This window comes from Anaerosolibacter sp., from assembly GCF_029240175.1.
Taxonomy (GTDB): Bacteria; Bacillota; Clostridia; order Peptostreptococcales; family Thermotaleaceae; genus Anaerosolibacter.
The window spans coordinates 30,887-50,661 of record NZ_JARBTM010000023.1 but is presented as its reverse complement, the minus strand read 5'-3'; the positions used below and the strand labels follow the sequence as shown (position 1 = coordinate 50,661).

15 protein-coding genes and 1 other annotated feature are annotated in these 19,775 nt (G+C 40.4%); of the genes, 2 read left to right on the top strand and 13 right to left on the bottom strand.

The genetic code is table 11. From position 1 onward, the window contains the following. Nucleotides 1–5: 5 nt before the first annotated feature. The 6 genes from K0R93_RS15540 to K0R93_RS15515 all read right to left on the bottom strand — a co-directional run bounded on the left by K0R93_RS15540 (nt 6) and on the right by K0R93_RS15515 (nt 7,038). On the bottom strand, nt 6–884 hold the full coding sequence (locus K0R93_RS15540) for a branched-chain amino acid ABC transporter permease (RefSeq protein WP_300303098.1): 879 nt from the start codon (nt 882–884) through the stop codon (nt 6–8). A 67-nt stretch (nt 885–951) separates the two neighbouring features. Then, the gene (locus tag K0R93_RS15535) at nt 952–2,097 is read right to left on the bottom strand and encodes an ABC transporter substrate-binding protein (protein ID WP_300303096.1); all 1,146 of its coding nucleotides are present in this window, start codon (nt 2,095–2,097) and stop codon (nt 952–954) included. Nucleotides 2,098–2,236: 139 nt separating this feature from the next. After that, nucleotides 2,237–2,472 (bottom strand) — a binding site (T-box leader). Between the two features lie 115 nt (nt 2,473–2,587). Further along, nucleotides 2,588–3,226, bottom strand: coding sequence for a class I SAM-dependent methyltransferase (locus K0R93_RS15530; RefSeq protein WP_300303094.1), 639 nt, complete (start codon nt 3,224–3,226; stop codon nt 2,588–2,590). Nucleotides 3,227–3,280: 54 nt separating this feature from the next. Then, nucleotides 3,281–5,542: a heavy metal translocating P-type ATPase gene (locus K0R93_RS15525; protein WP_300303126.1), complete on the bottom strand. Its 2,262-nt coding sequence runs from the start codon at nt 5,540–5,542 to the stop codon at nt 3,281–3,283. A gap of 159 nt (nt 5,543–5,701) precedes the next feature. Next, nucleotides 5,702–6,067 (bottom strand): ArsR/SmtB family transcription factor, encoded by a 366-nt coding sequence (locus K0R93_RS15520; protein ID WP_300303092.1) that lies wholly within the window; start codon nt 6,065–6,067, stop codon nt 5,702–5,704. A 269-nt stretch (nt 6,068–6,336) separates the two neighbouring features. Next, complete coding sequence (locus K0R93_RS15515) at nt 6,337–7,038, bottom strand: pirin family protein (protein ID WP_300303089.1); 702 nt, start codon at nt 7,036–7,038, stop codon at nt 6,337–6,339. A gap of 424 nt (nt 7,039–7,462) precedes the next feature. Between K0R93_RS15515 and K0R93_RS15510 the strand changes: the two genes are divergently transcribed. Continuing rightward, a complete protein-coding gene (locus K0R93_RS15510; protein ID WP_300303087.1) occupies nt 7,463–7,735 on the top strand; it encodes an antitoxin Xre/MbcA/ParS toxin-binding domain-containing protein in 273 nt (90 codons plus the stop codon). A gap of 46 nt (nt 7,736–7,781) precedes the next feature. Here the strand turns inward: K0R93_RS15510 and K0R93_RS15505 are convergent, their stop codons facing one another. The 7 genes from K0R93_RS15505 to grdA form a co-directional block, all read right to left on the bottom strand. Further along, complete coding sequence (locus K0R93_RS15505) at nt 7,782–9,278, bottom strand: glycine betaine uptake BCCT transporter (RefSeq protein WP_300303085.1); 1,497 nt, start codon at nt 9,276–9,278, stop codon at nt 7,782–7,784. Between the two features lie 25 nt (nt 9,279–9,303). Further along, nucleotides 9,304–10,626: a betaine reductase selenoprotein B gene (gene grdH, locus K0R93_RS15500; protein ID WP_300303083.1), complete on the bottom strand. Its 1,323-nt coding sequence runs from the start codon at nt 10,624–10,626 to the stop codon at nt 9,304–9,306. A gap of 12 nt (nt 10,627–10,638) precedes the next feature. Beyond that, nucleotides 10,639–11,964: a glycine/sarcosine/betaine reductase component B subunit gene (locus tag K0R93_RS15495; protein ID WP_300303081.1), complete on the bottom strand. Its 1,326-nt coding sequence runs from the start codon at nt 11,962–11,964 to the stop codon at nt 10,639–10,641. Between the two features lie 261 nt (nt 11,965–12,225). Further along, entirely contained in the window at nt 12,226–15,804 is a 3,579-nt protein-coding gene (locus tag K0R93_RS15490) for a molybdopterin-dependent oxidoreductase (protein WP_300303079.1), read from the bottom strand. A gap of 20 nt (nt 15,805–15,824) precedes the next feature. Beyond that, nucleotides 15,825–17,558, bottom strand: coding sequence for an NADH-quinone oxidoreductase subunit NuoF (locus K0R93_RS15485; RefSeq protein WP_300303077.1), 1,734 nt, complete (start codon nt 17,556–17,558; stop codon nt 15,825–15,827). A 3-nt stretch (nt 17,559–17,561) separates the two neighbouring features. Beyond that, nucleotides 17,562–18,089 (bottom strand): NADH-quinone oxidoreductase subunit NuoE, encoded by a 528-nt coding sequence (gene nuoE / locus K0R93_RS15480; RefSeq protein WP_300303075.1) that lies wholly within the window; start codon nt 18,087–18,089, stop codon nt 17,562–17,564. 415 nt (nt 18,090–18,504) lie between these two features. Beyond that, complete coding sequence (gene grdA, locus K0R93_RS15475; RefSeq protein WP_300303073.1) at nt 18,505–18,975, bottom strand: glycine/sarcosine/betaine reductase complex selenoprotein A; 471 nt, start codon at nt 18,973–18,975, stop codon at nt 18,505–18,507. Between the two features lie 132 nt (nt 18,976–19,107). Here grdA and K0R93_RS15470 point away from each other — a divergent pair, with 132 nt between their 5' ends. Further along, nucleotides 19,108–19,770 (top strand): TetR/AcrR family transcriptional regulator, encoded by a 663-nt coding sequence (locus K0R93_RS15470; RefSeq protein WP_300303071.1) that lies wholly within the window; start codon nt 19,108–19,110, stop codon nt 19,768–19,770. The last annotated feature ends 5 nt before the right edge of the window (nt 19,771–19,775 follow it).

The following is a 19,775-nucleotide window of genomic DNA, read 5'->3' as shown; positions in this document are numbered from 1 at the left end:
ATCACCTACACTTTCTTTGATACTTGTTTTCCTAACAAACCCGATGGCTTAATGACCAGCATGAGGACCAGTACTGCAAATGCAATGGCGTCTCGATAGCCTGAATTAATATAGGCTGCAGACAGTGTTTCAATCACACCAATCAACAATCCTCCGATAATGGCACCCGGCAATACACCGATTCCACCCAATACCGCCGCCGCAAAGGCCTTTAAACCTGCCATATAACCGATATATGGATCTATAGTTTGATAGTACATCCCCACCATGGTTCCTGCTACGGAAGCAAGGGCTGAGCCGATAAAGAAGGTAATCATAATCACTCGGTTTATATCTATTCCCATGAGTTTGGCAGCCTCTGCGTTTTGGGCCGTAGCTCTCATGGCCTTACCTATTCTAGTCTTCTGGATCATGGTATTTAAACCAATCATGATGACCAAACACATGGAAAATATAATCATTTGAAGAAATGATACTTTTACGCCCATAAGCTCAACAGCACCAGGATTTATCACCAAAGGGAAATTCTTTGTTTCTGATCCCCAGACCAGCATGACAAGGTTTTGTAAAAATATGGACACACCGATCGTACTGATCAGGGCTGTTACCTTTGGTGCATTTTTTCTTCTCAAGGGATACAGAGAAACTTTATCAATGAGTATACCTAATAGGCCAGTCAAAATGATGCTTAATAGGAAACTCACAAAAAAGTTTAACTTTAGGGATGTTAGAAATATGAGGGTAAGAAAAGCACCAACCATATAAACTGACCCGTGGGAAAAGTTCACAAGCTCAAGAATTCCAAACACCATTGAGTAACCTACTGCTGTTAATGCATAGGTACTGCCAAGGGTCAATCCGTTAATAAGCTGTTGTAATATCATGGGAATTCCTCCATTATTGTAAGTAGACAACACAGAACTGTGGTGTCTACTTACTTTTATTCAGTCATTATTTCTTAAATAATGTAAACTTGCCATCCTTAATTTGCATAATGATCATATCCTTAAGAACATCTCTATTTTCATTAAAGGTTGTTTTTCCTGTTACCCCTGGATAATCCTTAATCTCAGCAAGGGCATCACGAAGCTTTGCTCTGTCAGGGCCTGAAACCTTTAGCGCTGAAATCATCATATCCAGTGAGTCATAAGCAACTGCTGCAAACTGATCCGGTTCTGTTCCATAGGCTTCTTTGAATTCCTGAACAAATCCTTGTACATTCTCAGAAGGGTCTTCTGGAAAGTAGTTGTTTGTAAGGTATAATCCTTCTACCGCTGGGCCTGCAAGCTCAATCAATTGCTGATTATTTAGTGAACTTGTTCCCAAAAGCTCAATATCATAGTCTAACTGCTTAATCTGCTGGGCAATCATCCCTGTCTCTGAGTACATGGCAGCGAGGAATAGAAGGTCTGGCTTTGTATTCTTAATTTTTGTGATCGTCGGTGTAAAGTCTTTTGTTTGCCCGCCGATGAATGACTCCACAGCTGTGATATTTGCGCCTAGGGCTTCTGCAGCTGAGACGAAGTTATCTTTCGCTGTAATCCCCCAGTCATTGTTGATGTAGATCACTGCTATATTTTTCTTTTGCAGATCCTTAACAGCAAAGTCTGCAAGGATTGGACCTTCAATGGCTTGTGTATTTACATTTCTAAACATAAATGTTCCTTGACTTGTAAAGTCAGGATGTGAAGATGTTGGTGATAGCTCCACAAGTCCTGCTCTTTGATAAATTGGTGAAGCTGCAAGGGATGCAGTACTTGAGAAGTGACCGATTACACCTATAACGTCTTGGTCTGATACTAGCTTTTGTGCCACATTTGTTGCTTCTTTCGCATCGTTCTTATCATCAACGATTTCTAGTTTGATCTTCTTTCCATTTACGCCGCCTGCTTCATTTACCTTTTTTGCCAAAAGCTCTGTTGCTTTCTTGAAAGCCTGACCGTATTGGGCACTATCACCTGTCATGGGTCCAACAACTGCAATTTTTATTTCTCCTGCAGCTTCTTCCAGTGCTGGTTTTGATGTACATCCTGTTACCACCAAAGCAAACGCCAAAATCAAAGACACGAATAATACCATTTTTTTATTCTTTTTCATGTTCCACCCTCCACTTATACCTTTTATTTTTTTAAACTCCACACTTCACTTGAGCCTTATCTTTGTATCGCTGATAAAATTTATCTTTTTTATTGCATAGACTCCGGATTCTACACAACAAAAAAACTCCTGCCTCCATTACAGAGGCAGAAGTTGTCTTCCGCGGTTCCACTCTGCTTATCACACCAAAGCATGATATCTCGCTTTTTGGTACGCTAATACCTCAACGCTATAACGGGCGTACCCGCTGAAGTCTACTAGATTTCGATTCAGCGCTCAAGGATGCACTTCAGTTAAATTCAGCTAAGTCCCTTCCACCAACGAGACTCTCTCTGGGAGCTTCCGATAACCTACTCTTCCTATCTCAGCAATTCATATCGGTTTACTTGGTTTTAATACAATTATTTTACTCGTTTAATTATTATGTGTCAACATAATAATTAATTTTTATGGATTTTAATACTTTTTTACTTGTTTTTTCATAACTTAATCAGTATCTATTTTCTGATGTAAGCCTCTTACCCAGCAAAATAATGCGATACATGCCACCTAAAATACTTTTTCGATCCTCCATTACTTCCAATTCTATCTTCCCCATGATATCCGAAAACCTTCGATTGATATCTGTACCTAATCTCACGGTAACCTTATTCAATAATATTCTAAATATATTTTCCCCTTTGTCTTCCTGTAAGAACTTATCAAAAACCACAATCCTTCCGCCAGGTTTTAAAACCCTATGGGCTTCCTGCAAACACTGGTTTCCATCAGGAATAACAGCAAGAATCATATTCAAAATAACCGCATCAAATGTATTGTCCTCCATTTTAAGATTCTGCCCATCCATATTTAAAATTTCATAATCTTTCATGCCAAGTATTTCTGATTTTTGTTTCGCAATAAGTAACATCTTTTCTGTAATATCTACACCTACAACCTTTACCCCTTCAGGTAAAAACTTTAGGTCTTCCCCTGTTCCAATCCCTATAAGCAGTACTTTGTCTCCTGGTTTAACTGCTAACAGTTCAATAGCAATTTTTCTCTGCTTGTTAATAAATTTACTTCCGAAGAATATATCATATATTCTTGACCATGTACTAAATATCCTGATATTACTGCTATTGTCCATACAAATCACCCCTTCAAATGATTCAGGAGCCTAAATAAGGCCCCCCAATAGAAATTATATATCTTTCACATTTAAAACTCTCATGGCATTGAATACTGCAATTAACGCAACACCTACATCAGCAAATACTGCTTCCCACATAGTTGCAAGGCCCCCTGCTCCCAAGAGCAATACAATCCCCTTTACGCCAAAAGCAAATATAATATTTTGCCATACGATACGTCTTGTTCTTTTTGCGATTTTTATGGCACTAACCAACTTCGACGGCTCGTCAGTCATCAAAACCACATCTGCAGCTTCAATGGCCGCATCTGAACCTAATCCACCCATGGCTACACCAATATCTGCTCTGGCCAAAACAGGCGCATCATTGATGCCGTCTCCAACAAAAATTAATTTCCCTTTTGGTGATTTCTGTCTATCCAATCGTTCCAGCATCTCGACCTTTTGGTCTGGAAGGAGTTCAGCATGCACTTCGTCTAACCCCAATAGATTGGCTACTTTTACGCCTACCTGCTTGTTGTCCCCTGTAAGCATCACGGTTTTCTTGACCCCAATCGCTTTCAGTTCTTTTATTGCACTTTCTGAATCAGCCTTGATCTCATCTGATATGATAATAGCACCTGCATAGATTCCATTAACCGCTGTGTATACTACTGTTCCAATGACTTCTACTGGTATATATTCAATCTTTTCTTTATCCATTAATTTAGCGTTTCCAGCTAAAATCTCCTTATCTTTCACTTTTACCTTAAGACCATGACCTGATATCTCATCATAGCTTTCAATTACTTCTTTATTTATTTCTTTTCCATATGCCTTCAAGATAGATGTGGCAATAGGGTGATTGGAATAGCTTTCTGCATAGGCAGCATATTCTAGCAGCTCTTCCTTTGTAATATTGTTATGTCCATAGATTTCCGTCACCTTAAATACACCTTTTGTTAAAGTACCAGTTTTATCAAATACAACTGTATCTACGTTGTTTAATGCTTCTAGGTAATTTCCCCCTTTGATCAGTATCCCATTTTTCGAGGCACCGCCGATTCCTCCAAAGAATCCTAATGGGATAGATACAACCAGTGCACAAGGACAGGAGATGACTAGGAAAATAAGGGCCCTATAGATCCATGCTGAAAATGTGGCACCTTCAATCACTAAAGGTGGGATCACTGCCATTGCAAGGGCAGCATATACAACAATCGGCGTATAGTATCTTGCAAATTTCGTAATAAAATTCTCCGTTGGTGCTTTTTTGCTGCTTGCATTTTGTACTAATTCTAGAATTTTAGCTACCGTAGATTCACCAAATTCTTTGCTTACTTGAATGGTCAGCAGACCATTCTTATTGATAAATCCACCTAACACATGGCTATCTGGCTCTACTTCTCTTGGGACCGATTCACCTGTCAAAGCTGAAGTATCAACCATGGATTTTCCTTCAACCACGACTCCATCCAATGGCACTTTTTCTCCAGGCTTTACTAGGATCAAATCTCCCACAGCAACTTCTTCTGGCGTAACCTTTTTTATATCATTTCCTACTTTGAGATTGGCATAGTCTGGTCGAATGTCCATGAGTGCTGCGATGGATTTTCTGGAACGATTCACTGCCAAGTCTTGGAAAAATTCACCAATTTGATAAAAGAGCATTACGGCTACACCTTCTGGAAATTCCCCAATCGCAAATGCACCCACCGTTGCAATAGCCATGAGGAAATTTTCATCAAAGACCTGACCTCTTAATATATTTCTCCCTGCCTTAAGCAATACTTCCCCGCCTACCAGCATGTAACTTACGAAATAGAATGCAAATTCCATGGTACTAGACATTTGAAGGGCAAGCGCTATGGCAAAAAACACAGCCCCAATGCCTAGTCTAATCAATTCTTTCTTATTTTCTCCACTTCCATGACCATGATGGTGGTCGTGATCATGGTCATCATGTCCATGGGCTTCTTTCTTTCTACTTTCATCAATAACTTCTACATCAGGCTCTAGGTGCTTTACGATGTTCGTTGCTTCCTTTGCTATTCTCTCTAAGTCCCTCGCATTTCCCTCAATGACCAGTTTACCTGCTGCAAAGTCAATATAGGCACTATGGACACCCTTTAATTCTTTTACTTTATTTTCTATCTTTGTAGCACAGCTTGCACAGGATAATCCTAATAGGACCAAAGCTTTCTTCGATGCTTTATCAATGACTTTTTCCTTCACAATAACATGGGGCTCAAATTTATTAACCACATTCCTTACATCTGACACAATAGACTCTATCCTACTCTCATCATCTATTTCAATTGTCAGGGTTTTCATCATAAAATTCAAAGATACTCCTTTGACACCTTCTAATTCATTTATCCCTACTTCTATCCTAGAAGTACAGCCTGCTCAGTCTAAGCCTTCTAGAATCAGTTCTTTTTTGATTATTCTACTCATCCTATTCCCTCCAATACACCTAAATTATATTTTAAATTATTTATGGGTAATATGGACAAATCCTTGGTCAAAGATATTTTTTACATGTTCGTCATCCAAGGAATAGTACACTACCTTTCCATCTTTTCTAAATTTAACAAGTCCTGCCTGCTTTAACACCCTTAGCTGATGGGAGATAGCAGACTGATTCATTCCCAATAAAACTGCTATATCACATACACACATTTCATTTTCAAATAGGGCATAAAGAATTTTAATTCTCGTTGTATCTCCAAAGACTTTAAACAGTTCAGCCAAATCATATAGCTTTTCCTCTTGAGGCATTACCTGCTTCACTCTATTGACTACATCTTCATGGATAATATTACAATTACATGAATCTGCGTTAATCTGATTTGTCATATTATCATCCTTTCTATGTATATATGAACATATATTCATATGTTCAATTATAGTATAGTCTCTTTAGATCATTTTAGCAATAGTTTTTTATTCCATCTCCTTGTTCCACCGCTGGATCATTTCTACGCCTATTTTATAACCTATTCTATATTTTTCTCTTTTTTCCCTTTGTTCTAATGTCCATTCCGCTTATGGTCAATAAATAAAACATTGTGGATACCGGCAATCAAGCACCATATCTTATCCACATTTTTTCTACTTTTCAAAATTTACTTTTCTTTCTCCATCTCAATGATGATATAATGGCAATCCTCACTAGCCCTTATTGAGATATCTTCTTCTATAATTTCCAATGCACCTCTCTCCGTCAATACAATATCGTTCACCTGTGAAGAACCTTCTATCTGAACCAAGTATGCCTGCCTTTTACCGTCTACTGCAAAACGAATTTCATTTTCCTTATCTAACTCTAAGACATAGAAATTCACATCCTGGTTTATTTTAATCGGAGCATCACCCAACTTACTTGAAACGATGTGCAGCCACTTGTTCTTTCGGTCCTCGGCCTGGAATCCGTGATCTCCATAGCTAGGGGTATGACCTTTTCTATCTGGGATGATCCATATCTGAAGTGTTCTTATAGATGTATCTTCCATATTGTGTTCACTATGGAATACACCTGTTCCTGCACTCATGTACTGAACCCCGCCACGGCCAACTTTACGTTCATTTCCCATACTGTCAGCATGGGTCAACTGTCCATCTACCACGTAGGTGATGATTTCCATATCTTTATGGGGATGGGTTTGAAACCCTGTATTTGCGCCAATGATATCATCATTAAAAACCCTCAACACACCAAAATTCATACGATTAGGATTGTAATAATCTGCAAAAGAGAAATGATAAGTGGCTTTTAACCAATCAAAACTATTCTTTCCCATAGATTCGTAAGCTTTTTTCGTTAACATCGAACAACCTCCTTCTTTTAACTATGCTTTATTGTTCACAATTGCTGTTTTCTTCATGTTCCGACTGATCATTTGCATCATGATATGTATTTTTGTTACATACCCACTTTTTATAGCCCCTATGCATGATTTATCTAAGACCATAAGCATAGATAAGAGTAGCATTCATATTATAAATCATCATTCTCCTGTGTTGCATAGTATGCAACCCGCCTAAATTTTATGGCATTCCTACGGGTCGCATACTATGCGACCCCTACAATCTCAACCTTAATGCTAATCTCTGTCTTATGCCGCATCTTCCTACAAATACGTCATAAATATTGATGCAGCCATACAATAAATCATCACGCAATACCCTTACTAGCATAAAATCTTTTCCTAAGGGTAAACTGTTATCTAACCTAGGATGGAGGATGATATGATGAAGCCCATAAATAAAACTTATAACCAAGAAATAATGGAAGATGCAGCAGGATTGGATGGAACAAATAGACAACTGCGGAGTCATTTAGACAATTTCTACGATGACTGGATTGATACACCGATCCCTGCCCTTGATGGACAAACACCCAGAGAAGCAGCCAAAAGTACTGAAGGAAAGAGGATGCTGGAAGATCTATTTGACTATATGCACCACCTTCCAAATACCGTTCCATTTCCTTACGAAAAAATGAGGGAAGAATTAAGAATATAGAAAAATATTTAAGCCCCTAAGGACATACCTTTAGGGGCTTTGGAAATTATTTTGCCTCTTCTTCTTTTTCTATGAGAGCCTTTTCGTCTGACTTTAATGCTTTCACAAGGGAGACCATTCCAAATAACATAACAAAGGCAAAAGGAAACGCTGCTGCGATGGAAGCTGTTTGAAGCATACCTAATCCACCAGCTAGCATAAGGGCTAGGGCCAATGCTGATTGAATGATACCCCAAATAAGCTTCTTTTGAGTAGATGGATTCAGTTCTCCATTGGATGTCATCATTCCCAATACGAAGGTTGCGGAGTCCGCAGAGGTAACAAAGAAAGTTACCAATAATATAACTGCTACAAAGGATATAATACCGCCCATTGGGTAATGACTCATGACCACAAAGAATGCCGTTGGTGTAGACTTGATGGCTTCATTCGCCACATCTAATCCTAAGTTGATACCAAGTGTTCCAAATACAGCAAACCATAGGAAAGATCCGACGGCAGGCACCAATAGAACGCCCGTAACGAACTCACGGATCGTTCTGCCTTTTGAAATACGTGCGATAAACATTCCTACGAATGGTGCCCAAGCAATCCACCATGCCCAGTAGAAGATCGTCCACCAGCCGAACCACTGGCTATCACCAAATACTTCGATATGAAAACTATCTCGTATAAATTCACCGAAATACATCCCTATCCCATTGGTTAGTGCATTGATGATCATAACCGTCGGACCAATAATAATAGCTAGAATCAATAGAATACCTGCGATACCCATGTTTAAGTTCGATAAGAACTTAATCCCTTTATCTAATCCTGTAATCGCAGAAATCATAAATAGTACCGTAACAATGGCAACAATGGCAATTTGCACTGCTGCTGTCTCAGGTATACCAAACATAAAGTTTAGCCCGCTGTTGATCTGCAAGGTCCCTAAACCTAATGAAGTTGCGACACCGGCTACCGTAGCAAATACTGCTAGAATATCTACGAGATAGCCAATCGGACCATTTACCCTTTCTTCACCGATTAACGGGATAAAAATACTACTAATAAGACCTGGCTTATTCTTTCTAAATTGCATATAGGCAAGGGCAAGGGCTAGTATGCAATAATTTGCCCAAGGATGAAGTCCCCAGTGAAAAAAGGACTTTTTCATGGCAAAATCTGCTGCGGCAGCTGTGCCGCCATCCATTCCTAAAGGTGCAGCAAAGTGATTGAGTGGTTCAGCAACACCCCAGAACACAAGGCCAATACCCATTCCTGCACTGAAAAGCATGGCAAACCAAGACACGTATGTATATTCCGGCTTAGAGTCATCTGGACCGAGCTTGATGCTGCCGTATCTACTAAATGCAATCCATATGGAGAAAATTACGAATGAGAACATGGAGATGAGATAGAACCAACCGAAATTACCTACTAAGTAGTTAAATAGTCCGTTAGCAGCGCTCCCAAAGTTCTCAGGGGCAAGAAGGCCCCATAGAACTATTGCGAACACAAACACCAATGATATATAGAATACATTGTTCTTCTTATTCATGCGTTGTGTCCCCCCTATTTAATTTTTAAATTTTTACTTTGAAAACGGTCTGCTCCTGGATGTCTGTGGTTAAAGCATCTAACGCTACCCCTACCCTATGATAACGAAGTTTAAACTGCTGCTCTTTGGAAGTCGCTGGATCTCCTAATGGATAAGGAATAGAGATCGTCGGTACCATCCTGTTTGCTCCAACTGACTTTGCCACAGGAATTAAGTTTGCCATCTGCACAATAGTAATTCCTGCTTTTTCGATTTCTTTGTTCATCGTTGCACCGCAACGTGTACAGGTACCTCAGGTGGATACTAGGATCGCTGCTTTAATACCAGCTGCCAACAGTTCGGCAGCTATTTCTCTGCCCATTCTCGCAGCTTCTGCCTGGGTCGTTCCAGTCCCAACGGTTGAATAAAAATAAGGATGAATGCCCCCTATTTTTCCTTCTTTTTCATAGGCCCTTAATGCATCTAACGGCACGATTACATCGGGGTCTGCATTGGCTGCCGCAGGGTCAAAGCCTGCATGAATGGTTTGATACTCACCTCCTATTAAATCATATTTGTCCGCGATATGATATTTTCCCCACTTTGTGGCAGACGCAGATTGAATTCTATCTGGATTTCCCACAGGTACGATACCACCTGATGTCACAACCGCAATATGTAACTTGCTTAAATCACCTAAACCTATAGCTGGTGCAATAGGTATTAAATCTGATGGTGGGATAGGCAGTTCACTCTTAAAAGGCTGCCCTTGTACCTTTTTCAACAACATGTCAATTACCCTATCAGTCGCTGGTACAGGTGACTCCATCCAAATCTGGCTCCGAACACCTCTTCCATAGTAACCTTCTTCATCAGCTGATTTTAGTTCCTCACTGTTTAAAATCTTTAGTCCAAACTTTGCCATGGCTGCTACATCTTTTCTCATGGCTGCAGCGCTGGCACCACCCTTGAATATATACATTTCTTTCTTAAACATTTCAACACCTGGGTTTTCGTCATTCATAGAAGTGATTACAGGTACATTAAACTTTTCTTTCACCGTCTTACATATATTTCCACATGCACTGCCATATCTTCCTGCTCTAAATGCTGGACCTGCAAAGAATATATCGAATTCCTTGTCTTCCAAAAAACTAAGAATTGTATCTAAAGCTTCCTGGGTTCTTGATCCCATGAAGTTATCACCACAGATAATGGTATGAGTAACCTGAACGTCATCCCCTAACTGTTTTTGAAGCTCCATTGCAGGACCTACTAATCCTTCACGAATTTCTGGAGCATGATCTGCCAGCTCTTCTCCTCCGATTTGTCCAAAGAATTGATTTAAGTACAAAATCGCTTTTTTCATCTCCGTCACCCCCTAGAACTCTACCATTGTCTTTGTCGACCAGCCCACAACTTGGTCTCCACAGAACATGGCATTGTTTTCCATAATAATTGATCCATCTTCCCTTACAGATGATCCTAGAATTGCATCATGATTCCAGCCGCCAGATAGTCCATCTCTTGCTAAGGACTGTAATTCACCAATTACGGTCTCCATTGGTGGCAGTATGATCATCTCTGAAACATTTCCACAAGAAACGATGGCGTTGGCCTTTTCATCTAAAGCCACTAAGGGTTGAGATGCTCCATCTCTACCAGTACACTCATTGGTTAATCCTACTGTCTTCACACCTGCATCTTCCAAAGCAACGATGCATGCAATGAAATCTGCATCGGGATTACCATAACCTTCTTCTGCGACAACCGCTGCATCAGCGCCTAATGACTTTGCCATTTGTGCCACAAATAATGCCGCTCTATTTTTTTGCTCTAGGGCAACGTTTAGGTTAGACATAATCACGCCTAAGAAGTTTATGGTCTTACCATGCTCTTGGTATAACCGCTTGATCATAGGGAAATTTTGAAAATCATATGTAGACCACTTTGATGAACATGGCATAAAAGATCCCGAAATCATTGCTCCGTCTATTACTTCATTGGGATGCATGAAGGTTGGTACCATTCGATTGCAGTCCCACCCATATAAGAGGTCATTGTATCCGAGCTCTTCCATTTGGGATTGTGGTTGGAGTACTAACACTACATTTGGTAGTGCATTTTCTTCTGCCGTTCTCTTCGTAACTGGCGCCAATTCATAAGTTTCAACCGTTTCTGGTTCCATATCCTTTACACAACTGCCAATATACTCTGCCAACCTCATGCCAGCCCATCTCAATGCCCGATTTTTCTTTTGCTGCTCATATCTTTCGAATTCTTCATCGGTGTCTGCCACCAGAACAATATTCTTTAATTGAGAATAATAGGTGTATTTCGCCCCTTCTCCACCCATATCGATGAGTCCGTCTTGGAATCCTCCCCAATGCTGTCCTACAACGAGCACACTACAATCCTTTAATGCAAGGGTTCTTCCATTTCCTGCCTGCATTAAATCCCCAGTTACCCCTGGAAAAATAGGTCCACCGCCAATTCGATGTCTTGGCTCTATGGCCTCCTTAACTGGTACCAATCGCACCATGTCACCTGGTTTTACGATCACAAGATCAGCTTCAGTGATGTGCTCGTCTTCTTTCACCACGGCCAATGCTTCTTCTTTATTGATTGTCAAGATGCCCTCTACATAGGCTGTCTGGGCACCAAATACAATATCTTGCACAAAAAAGTTTCCCAACTCCAACTTCATCTTACTAAGCCCCCCTTATAAATAAAATTGGGAGAAAAATAACAATATCTTTGGGAGAAGTGATCTTTTGAAAACGTTGTCATGTACGTCAAAAAAAAATCAATGTTATTTTTCCCGTTGACAAAATTATAACATGGTCAGATTATTTTGTAAATTTGTTTATTTTGTAATCGCGATTTTTTTATTAGAATTTTTCGACATTTTTCTCTGATGAATAATAAAAGAACTAAGTCAGCGATGCGCTGACTTAGTTCTTTTATTTTACCCTAATCGCTCCTTCTCCAAAAAAACCTTAAAGGTGTTGGTGAAGTTATCCGTATTACATTTTCTTTCAAATAAGAGTCCATCTTCTACTACCTGTAATCTTGCTTTTCCATCGGGCCATCGGAAACCATGGCCATAGAGGACAGGGCTGCCATTCACAGGCCAGAAAACTTGGTCTTTCTCCTGCTTATCGATCTTAAAGTAATCATGGTTTTGAATGGATATTTCATGTAAAATATGGTCTGGATCAGTGTATTCCATATTTGTACATAATGCATTGGCAAGCTTCACAATTACCTGCCAGTTTTCTAATCCTGAAGCTGGGGCTATGGCTTGATATAATCTTTGGATTCTTCTTTCTGCACTTGTATATGTTCCTCTAGATTCCGCAAAGCTTGCAGCAGGCAGAACTACATCGGCGGCCATGGCTGTCTCTGTAAGGTGCGTATCCTGTACCATCAAGAAGTTTAAATGCTCCAAGTCCACCTGCGGTATATCCTCTCCAAATACAAGAAGTCCCTTGATCTCTTGCCCACGGATTTTTTCAATGATTTCTTTAGCATCCTTTGTCTGTATAATATCAGCGACACCTTGGCTATTATTTTTAGGTTTTAGCTGAATAATTCCACTTCTTGGTTTTCCGATATGACCTGAGATCACAGCAATATTAGCCAACATTTTAGCTCCATCAGTGCTTAATCCATTCTGTTCAAAAACAATCATAGACTTCTTAGACTTGGCATAGATCTGGGCGACCCCTTTTGCCTCATCACTTACTATGATTTCCCTTAAACTTTCTATGAAATCTTGCAAGCCAGATACTTGTTCTTGTTTTGGCATAAACCCAGTTTCAAGTAAAGCCTTTGCGATTTCCTTCAAGAAGTTTATATGATTCTGTGGCGTAATTTTTCTATAGGCCCACTCATCGGCTTGGGATTCGAAAGGACTGATGACAATCAGCTTTGCGCCATGCTCCACGGCCTTTTTAATCTTAAGTCCCACAATGGTGTGGTTCTTCATGATATCTGAGCCTATTAAAAGAATCGTTTCTGTAGAAAGTAGTTCATCAAAAGTATTGGAGGATGCATCATACCCTAAAACATCTTTGATTCCTCCGTATACTTGGTTAAAGCAGCAAATATTTTCAGTTTTTAAAACTTGTCGTCCTAACTTCGATGCTAGATACACCTCTTCATTGGTATATCGATCGGATATGGATACCCCAAGAGAGTTACTGCCATAGAGCAACGTCAAGCTTTGGGCCTTCTTAGCTGTATACAGGAGAGCTTCTTCCCATGGAACTTCTTTAAATTTTCCATCTTTTCGAATCATCGGCTTCGTTAATGGTTTGCCTGCTTGCTCAATACCAAATCCAAATCTTCCTTTTACACACAAGAGTCCTTGATCTACTGTTTCACTTCCATTTGGCAGGGAACGTAACAGTAAGTTTCCTTTTGTATTTAGATTCATATTGCATCCCACACTGCAGTGGGCACAAACCGTATGGGTCATTTTGGCTTCTACTGGAACGGACTTCTCAATAGGTAGTCGTTCTTGAAGGGCTCCCGTAGGGCAGACACTGATGCATTGCCCACAACTGATGCAGCCCGTTTCTTTTAATGGTAAATCTAGTGCTGGCTTTACTATGGTATCAAATCCTCGCTCCACCAAGCCAAGGGCGCCTATTCCCATCATTTCATCACAAATCCTTACACATAGACCACAAAGGATACATTTATCTGCGTTCCTTAGGATAAACGGATGCTCCTCCTGCCACTGACGCTGGTGAACTTCTCCAGACAACCGCTCTGGTTGTACATCATACTCGTTGGCATATTTGAAAAGGGTACATTCAAACACATCGTGACATCCGCACTCCAGACAGCGCATGGCGTCTGCCTTTGCAGATTCCTCATCATAGCCCTCTACCACTTCTTCGAAGCTTCGTTTTCGTACATCAGAGGATAGATGAGGCATTCCAGGTCTATACAGCTTTGGGCGATCTGTGAAATCTTCAACGTCCAAATCATGTCGTTCTACATAGAAGGGTTTTTTATAAGGAATAATCTCTCCTTCTAAATATCTACAAATCACTTCAGCTGCTTTTTTTGCTTCTCCAATGGCCTCTATGGCAATAGCTGCCCCTTTATTGGTGGCATCCCCTCCAGCAAATACCCCTGGCAAGTTCGTAAGGAATGTATGATCATCGGCATATATGGTTCCACTCTTTGTTTTCTCAATGTCATCAAAGCCTGCGCCATCCAGCATTTGACCAATGGAGGAAATGACAGAATCCACCTCGATGATTTCTTCTTCTCCTTCAATAGGCACAGGTTGGCGTCTCCCACTTTTGTCAGGTTCACCCTGTTTCATCTTTTGAAGTCTTATCTTAGATACCTTGCCATCCTGTCCAATGATTTCAATAGGACTTACTAAGAATTTAAAGGTAATTCCTTCTTCTTCCGCCTCTTTGATCTCTACCTTTTCAGCTGGCATCTCTTCCTTTGTTCTTCTGTAGAGAGCATATACTTCCTTCGCACCCAATCGGATAGCCGTTCTACACGCATCCATGGCCGTATTTCCACCACCCACAACGGCGATTCGATCCCCTGTCTTGATGGGTTCATTTACAGCAAACTTTGTAAGGAAATCTATTCCTCCAATCACTCCTTCTAAATCTTCGCCAGGGCAGTTTAATTTGGTACTTTTCCATGCACCAATGGAGACAAATACAGCATCAAAGTGTTCTCTAATATAACTTAGATCTACATCCTTTCCAACACGAATGCCCGTCAGCATTTTCACGCCCATCTTCTCGATGATGGCAATTTCTTTATTGAGCACTTCCTTGGGTAAACGGTATTGGGGAATTCCATATCGGAGCATCCCACCCAGCTCTGGCATGGCTTCATAGATGGCAATCTTATGTCCTGCCTTGGCTAAGTAGTAGGCTGCTGTTAACCCACCTGGCCCTCCCCCGATGATGGCAACCCGCTTCCCCGTAGATGGTGAAATTTCAGGTATAAACACATTTTCATCCTTCAGATCGATATCAGCCACAAACCGCTTCAACCATGCGATGGAAATAGGTTCTTCCACCAGTTGTCTTCTACAAGCATCCTCACAGGGATGAGGGCATATTCTACCTATGCTTGCTGGCAGGGGCAGCTGCTCTTTGATCAGTTCTAGCGCTTCTTTATATTGACCATTTGCAATCAATCCCACATATCCCTGACAGTCTGTATTCCCTGGACAAGCAAGGACACATGGAGGTCTGCAGTCTCCCACATGATCTGTCAACAGTAACTCTAAGGCAATCTTTCTTGAATCCCTTACTCTTTTTGTATCTGTGCTTATGACCATACCCTCACAGGCTTCCGTAGCACAAGCCCTTAACAGTCTGGGCATACCCTCTACTTCAACGACACACAAACCACAGGCACCGTAGGTATGAACCCTTTCGTCATGGCAAAGAGTAGGTATATGAATACCACTGGCTTTTGCTGCTTCTAAGATCGTTTGGCCACTTTGCCCAATGATTTCTTTTCCATTTATATTCACTCTAATTTTTGGCATATTCGTCCCCCCTATCTCTTTTATTCCACTTCAACTGCCTGGAAGCGACAGACTTCTTTACATTTGCCACACTGAATACAAGTATCTTGGAGGATTGTGTATGGCTGCTTTCGCTCTCCAGCAATGGCTTGGACAGGGCAGTTCTTTGCACATATACCACAGCCGATACAATACTGTGGAAGAATGGTATAGGTCAATAAGCTGGTGCACTGTTTCGCAGGGCATTTCTTATCATAGATATGCTGTTCATATTCCTCTCTAAAGTACTGTATGGTGCTTAATACAGGATTTGGAGCAGTTTGCCCAAGGCCGCAGAGGGAGCCGTCCTTAATCTTTAATCCCAGCTCCTGGAGGAGCTCAATATCTCCGTCTCTTCCATCCCCGTTGCAAATCCTTGTAAGGATTTCAAGCATTCTCTTTGTACCAATTCTGCAGTGTATACACTTTCCACAGGATTCTTTTCGGGTAAAATCTAGAAAAAATCTAGCCATATCCACCATACAAGTAGTTTCATCCATGACCACCATGCCGCCAGAACCCATGATGGCTCCTGTTTTATTGATTGAATCATAATCAACAGCCGTGTCTAAAAGGTGTTCTGGTATACAGCCTCCAGAAGGACCGCCCATTTGAACGGCTTTAAAACCTTTGTCATTCTTGATTCCCCCGCCGATATCAAAAATGATTTCTCTTAATGGAATCCCCATGGGTACTTCCACAAGTCCTCCTTTTTTAATCTTTCCTGTTAATGCGAACACCTTTGTTCCCTTGCTTTTCTCACTGCCGATTTCAGCAAAGGCATTTCCCCCATTTCTTATGATCCATGGTATATTGGCAAAGGTCTCAACATTATTAATATTGGTGGGCTTCTGCCAATATCCTTTTTGCGCTGGAAAAGGCGGTTTTAGCCTAGGCATACCCCTTTCTCCTTCTAGCGATGCAATCAGTGCTGTTTCTTCGCCACAAACAAAGGCACCAGCCCCCGCTTTGATTCTTAACTCAAAGCTGAAACCGCTTCCCTTAATATCCTGACCTAGGTATCCTTTTTCTTTTGCTTGGCCCATGGCTTTTTCTAGACGCAAAATTGCTAGAGGATATTCGGCCCTTACATAGATCACACCTTCATTGGCTCCGATGGCATAAGCACCAATAAGCATTCCCTCGATGACACTATGGGGATCTCCCTCCAATATGCTTCGGTCCATAAAAGCCCCTGGATCTCCTTCATCGGCATTACACACCATATATTTGGGTGTATCTAAGGACTGTCTTGCTGCATTCCACTTAAACCAAGTAGGGAAGCCCGCGCCTCCCCTGCCGCGAAGATTTGCGCTCTTAACTTCTTCTATAACTTCCTCGGGACTCATTTCCTTTACACATTTTTCTATACCTTGATACCCGCCAGATGCTATATATTCTTCGATAGACTCAGGATTAATTAACCCACAGTTTTTCAACGCAATTCGCTTTTGCTTGAGAAGGATTTCCTCATCCTGCTTTTCTATGGTATAGCCAGGGATGTTTTCTGCTATAATCTCTTTCACCATCTCTGGTGTTACTTTTACGTAGGTGATCTTCTCTCCATTCTCTTGAATAACCTCAACAATTGGCTCAAGATAGCACATACCAACACAGCCTGTCAGCGCTAATTCACCCTTCATGTCACGGGATTTGAATTCTTCTTCGATGGCGGCATATACCTTATTGGCTCCGGCTGCAATGCCACAGCTTCCCTGTCCCACAATGATCTTCATCCCTTATACCCCCTTTTGTTCACTGGTCATAATCTCCCGGATAATCATCCTTGCCATATCAGGGGTAAGTTTCCCATAGGTTTCCCCATTGATCATCATCACAGGAGATAAACTACAGCAGCCTAAACAAGCCACGTTATGAAGGGTAAACAATTGATCCTTTGTGGTCCCTCCTGCGTCAACATTCAATTCACTGCGAATCACTTCTTCAATGAGTTTCGACCCATTGACGTGACAAGCGGTACCTTGGCATAGTGAGATTAAATATTTACCTACCGGCTCTAACCTAAACTGGGTATAAAAGGTAGCTACGCCATGGATCTTTGCCGGCTTGATTCCCATACTCTCCCCAATTTGCTGTAGTATTTCCTTCGGTAGGTATCCATAGATTTCTTGGGCTTCCTGAAGCACACTGATCAAGCTTCCCGGAATTTCCTTATACTTATCTATCTTGGTCTTTAATTTTTCCCACTTTGACTGGCTAACTTCTCCAATTTCCTTTCGTTCGTTTTTTTCCATACAGCAACCCATTAACCACACCCCTCATTCCTCATCATGTTTTACCATTCTTGAAATTTCTTGAACTCTTCAAGTTTCATACATCATTTTCTGCATTTTCATCTGCTTATACTTTAAAAATGAATGTATAAATATTTTGTCTTTATAAATGTGTTTCTTGTTAAATTAGCATTTTTTAAGCCTTATGTCAATGTATTATTTAAATATTCATACTATTTTTAGAATTTTTATGTCATCTGCTTAGTGTCTATATTGCAATCTTAACATTTTTCAGATTATTTTGTAAATAAGTTTATATTATAGACAGATTTATTTTTATCTTGATTTTTTCCACTCTCGTCTCAATTGTTTATGGTACAAATAAAATAAATGGGTGATGTACCCATCACCCATTTATTTTACTGCAACAGCAGCTTATAATATTTAATTAGAACTTGCAGAATTGTTCTCTGATAGATGTCATTTCATCAATGATAGAATCTACATCTAGAACCATTTCCATCATACCGATTTGCTCATCATATACAGTTGGATCAACAACTGCTTTAAATTCTGGATCTACCGCATGGTATACTCTGAGTCCTAACTGGACTCCTGCCAATGAACCTGCATATGTAGGGTCTCCGTTTGTTACTGTTTCAGCAGCTAAGCCTGCAGCTTCTGCTTCAGCAGCACCAAGAAGAACGATAATATTTTCAGCACCGTACTTCTCTGTCATGGTTTTTACCCTATTTTGATTCTCCAGGTCCATTGCTCCTGCAGCCGTTCAGACAAAGCACTCAGTAGCAGAAAAAACTACCTCAGCTCCTGTTCCTTTTAGGCATTCTTCCATTGCAGGACCTGGTATACCATCTCTGTCACCAATGATGATGACTTTTTTGCCATCGAACATACTCATGGTTACCACCCTCTCATTATTTTTTTCAATGATTTTATAGAAATTCATTATGATTATACAAGATTTCCTTAAATTTGTAAATGTGTTATAATATAGACGAGTTTATATTATAAATAGCAGGTGATGTGATTAATGGACAAGAAGGAAATACAACGCAGACGGATGATGAGTTATTTTATTGATGCAGCAAAGCAAATTATAGATGTGGAGGGGCCTGAATTGGTTTCTGCTCGAAAGGTTGCTGATATAGCTGGTTATAATAGTGCAACCATCTATAATTATTTTGATAACTTAGACCATCTCATTTTCTTTGCATCGATGAAATATGTAAAAGAGTACGTGATGGATTTACCGAAATACACGAAAGGTGTGTCCGACCCCGTTGAGAAGTATTTAAAGATTTGGGAGTGTTTTTGTATTCATTCCTTTAACAATCCGAAGATTTATCAGCTAATTTTCTTCAATAAGTTCAGTACTTCATTAAACGATGTGGTGACACAGTATTATAAAATTTTTCCTGAAGAGCTGGATCAACAAGAAGAAGAATTGATGCCCATGCTATTAGAAAAAAATATATATGCCAGAGATTATGCTGCCCTGCAAGCCTGTGCGAAGCAAGGACTTATTCGAAAAGAGCATATCTATGAGATTAACGAAATGAACTTACTGATGTATCAAGGCATGCTCCAGAACATATTAACGCAACAGTTAACCTATTCACTTGAAGAAGCCGTGGCACGAATGTTAAAATACATACAACAAGTCATGAAATCCTATTATTTACCTAAAGAATAGGATGT

What these genes read in the sequence shown, in the direction of transcription:
- nuoE (WP_300303075.1), bottom strand. Translation starts at nt 18,089, where the DNA reads ATGGGTTGCTGTATGGAAAAAAACGAACGAAAGGAAATTGGAGAAGTT.
- K0R93_RS15495 (WP_300303081.1), bottom strand. Translation starts at nt 11,964, where the DNA reads ATGAAGTTGGAGTTGGGAAACTTTTTTGTGCAAGATATTGTATTTGGT.
- K0R93_RS15535 (WP_300303096.1), bottom strand. Translation starts at nt 2,097, where the DNA reads ATGAAAAAGAATAAAAAAATGGTATTATTCGTGTCTTTGATTTTGGCG.
- K0R93_RS15520 (WP_300303092.1), bottom strand. Translation starts at nt 6,067, where the DNA reads ATGACAAATCAGATTAACGCAGATTCATGTAATTGTAATATTATCCAT.
- K0R93_RS15505 (WP_300303085.1), bottom strand. Translation starts at nt 9,278, where the DNA reads ATGAATAAGAAGAACAATGTATTCTATATATCATTGGTGTTTGTGTTC.
- K0R93_RS15490 (WP_300303079.1), bottom strand. Translation starts at nt 15,804, where the DNA reads ATGCCAAAAATTAGAGTGAATATAAATGGAAAAGAAATCATTGGGCAA.
- K0R93_RS15485 (WP_300303077.1), bottom strand. Translation starts at nt 17,558, where the DNA reads ATGAAGATCATTGTGGGACAGGGAAGCTGTGGCATTGCAGCCGGAGCC.
- K0R93_RS15525 (WP_300303126.1), bottom strand. Translation starts at nt 5,542, where the DNA reads ATGAAAACCCTGACAATTGAAATAGATGATGAGAGTAGGATAGAGTCT.
- K0R93_RS15510 (WP_300303087.1), top strand. Translation starts at nt 7,463, where the DNA reads ATGAAGCCCATAAATAAAACTTATAACCAAGAAATAATGGAAGATGCA.
- K0R93_RS15515 (WP_300303089.1), bottom strand. Translation starts at nt 7,038, where the DNA reads ATGTTAACGAAAAAAGCTTACGAATCTATGGGAAAGAATAGTTTTGAT.
- K0R93_RS15540 (WP_300303098.1), bottom strand. Translation starts at nt 884, where the DNA reads ATGATATTACAACAGCTTATTAACGGATTGACCCTTGGCAGTACCTAT.
- K0R93_RS15470 (WP_300303071.1), top strand. Translation starts at nt 19,108, where the DNA reads ATGGACAAGAAGGAAATACAACGCAGACGGATGATGAGTTATTTTATT.
- K0R93_RS15530 (WP_300303094.1), bottom strand. Translation starts at nt 3,226, where the DNA reads ATGGACAATAGCAGTAATATCAGGATATTTAGTACATGGTCAAGAATA.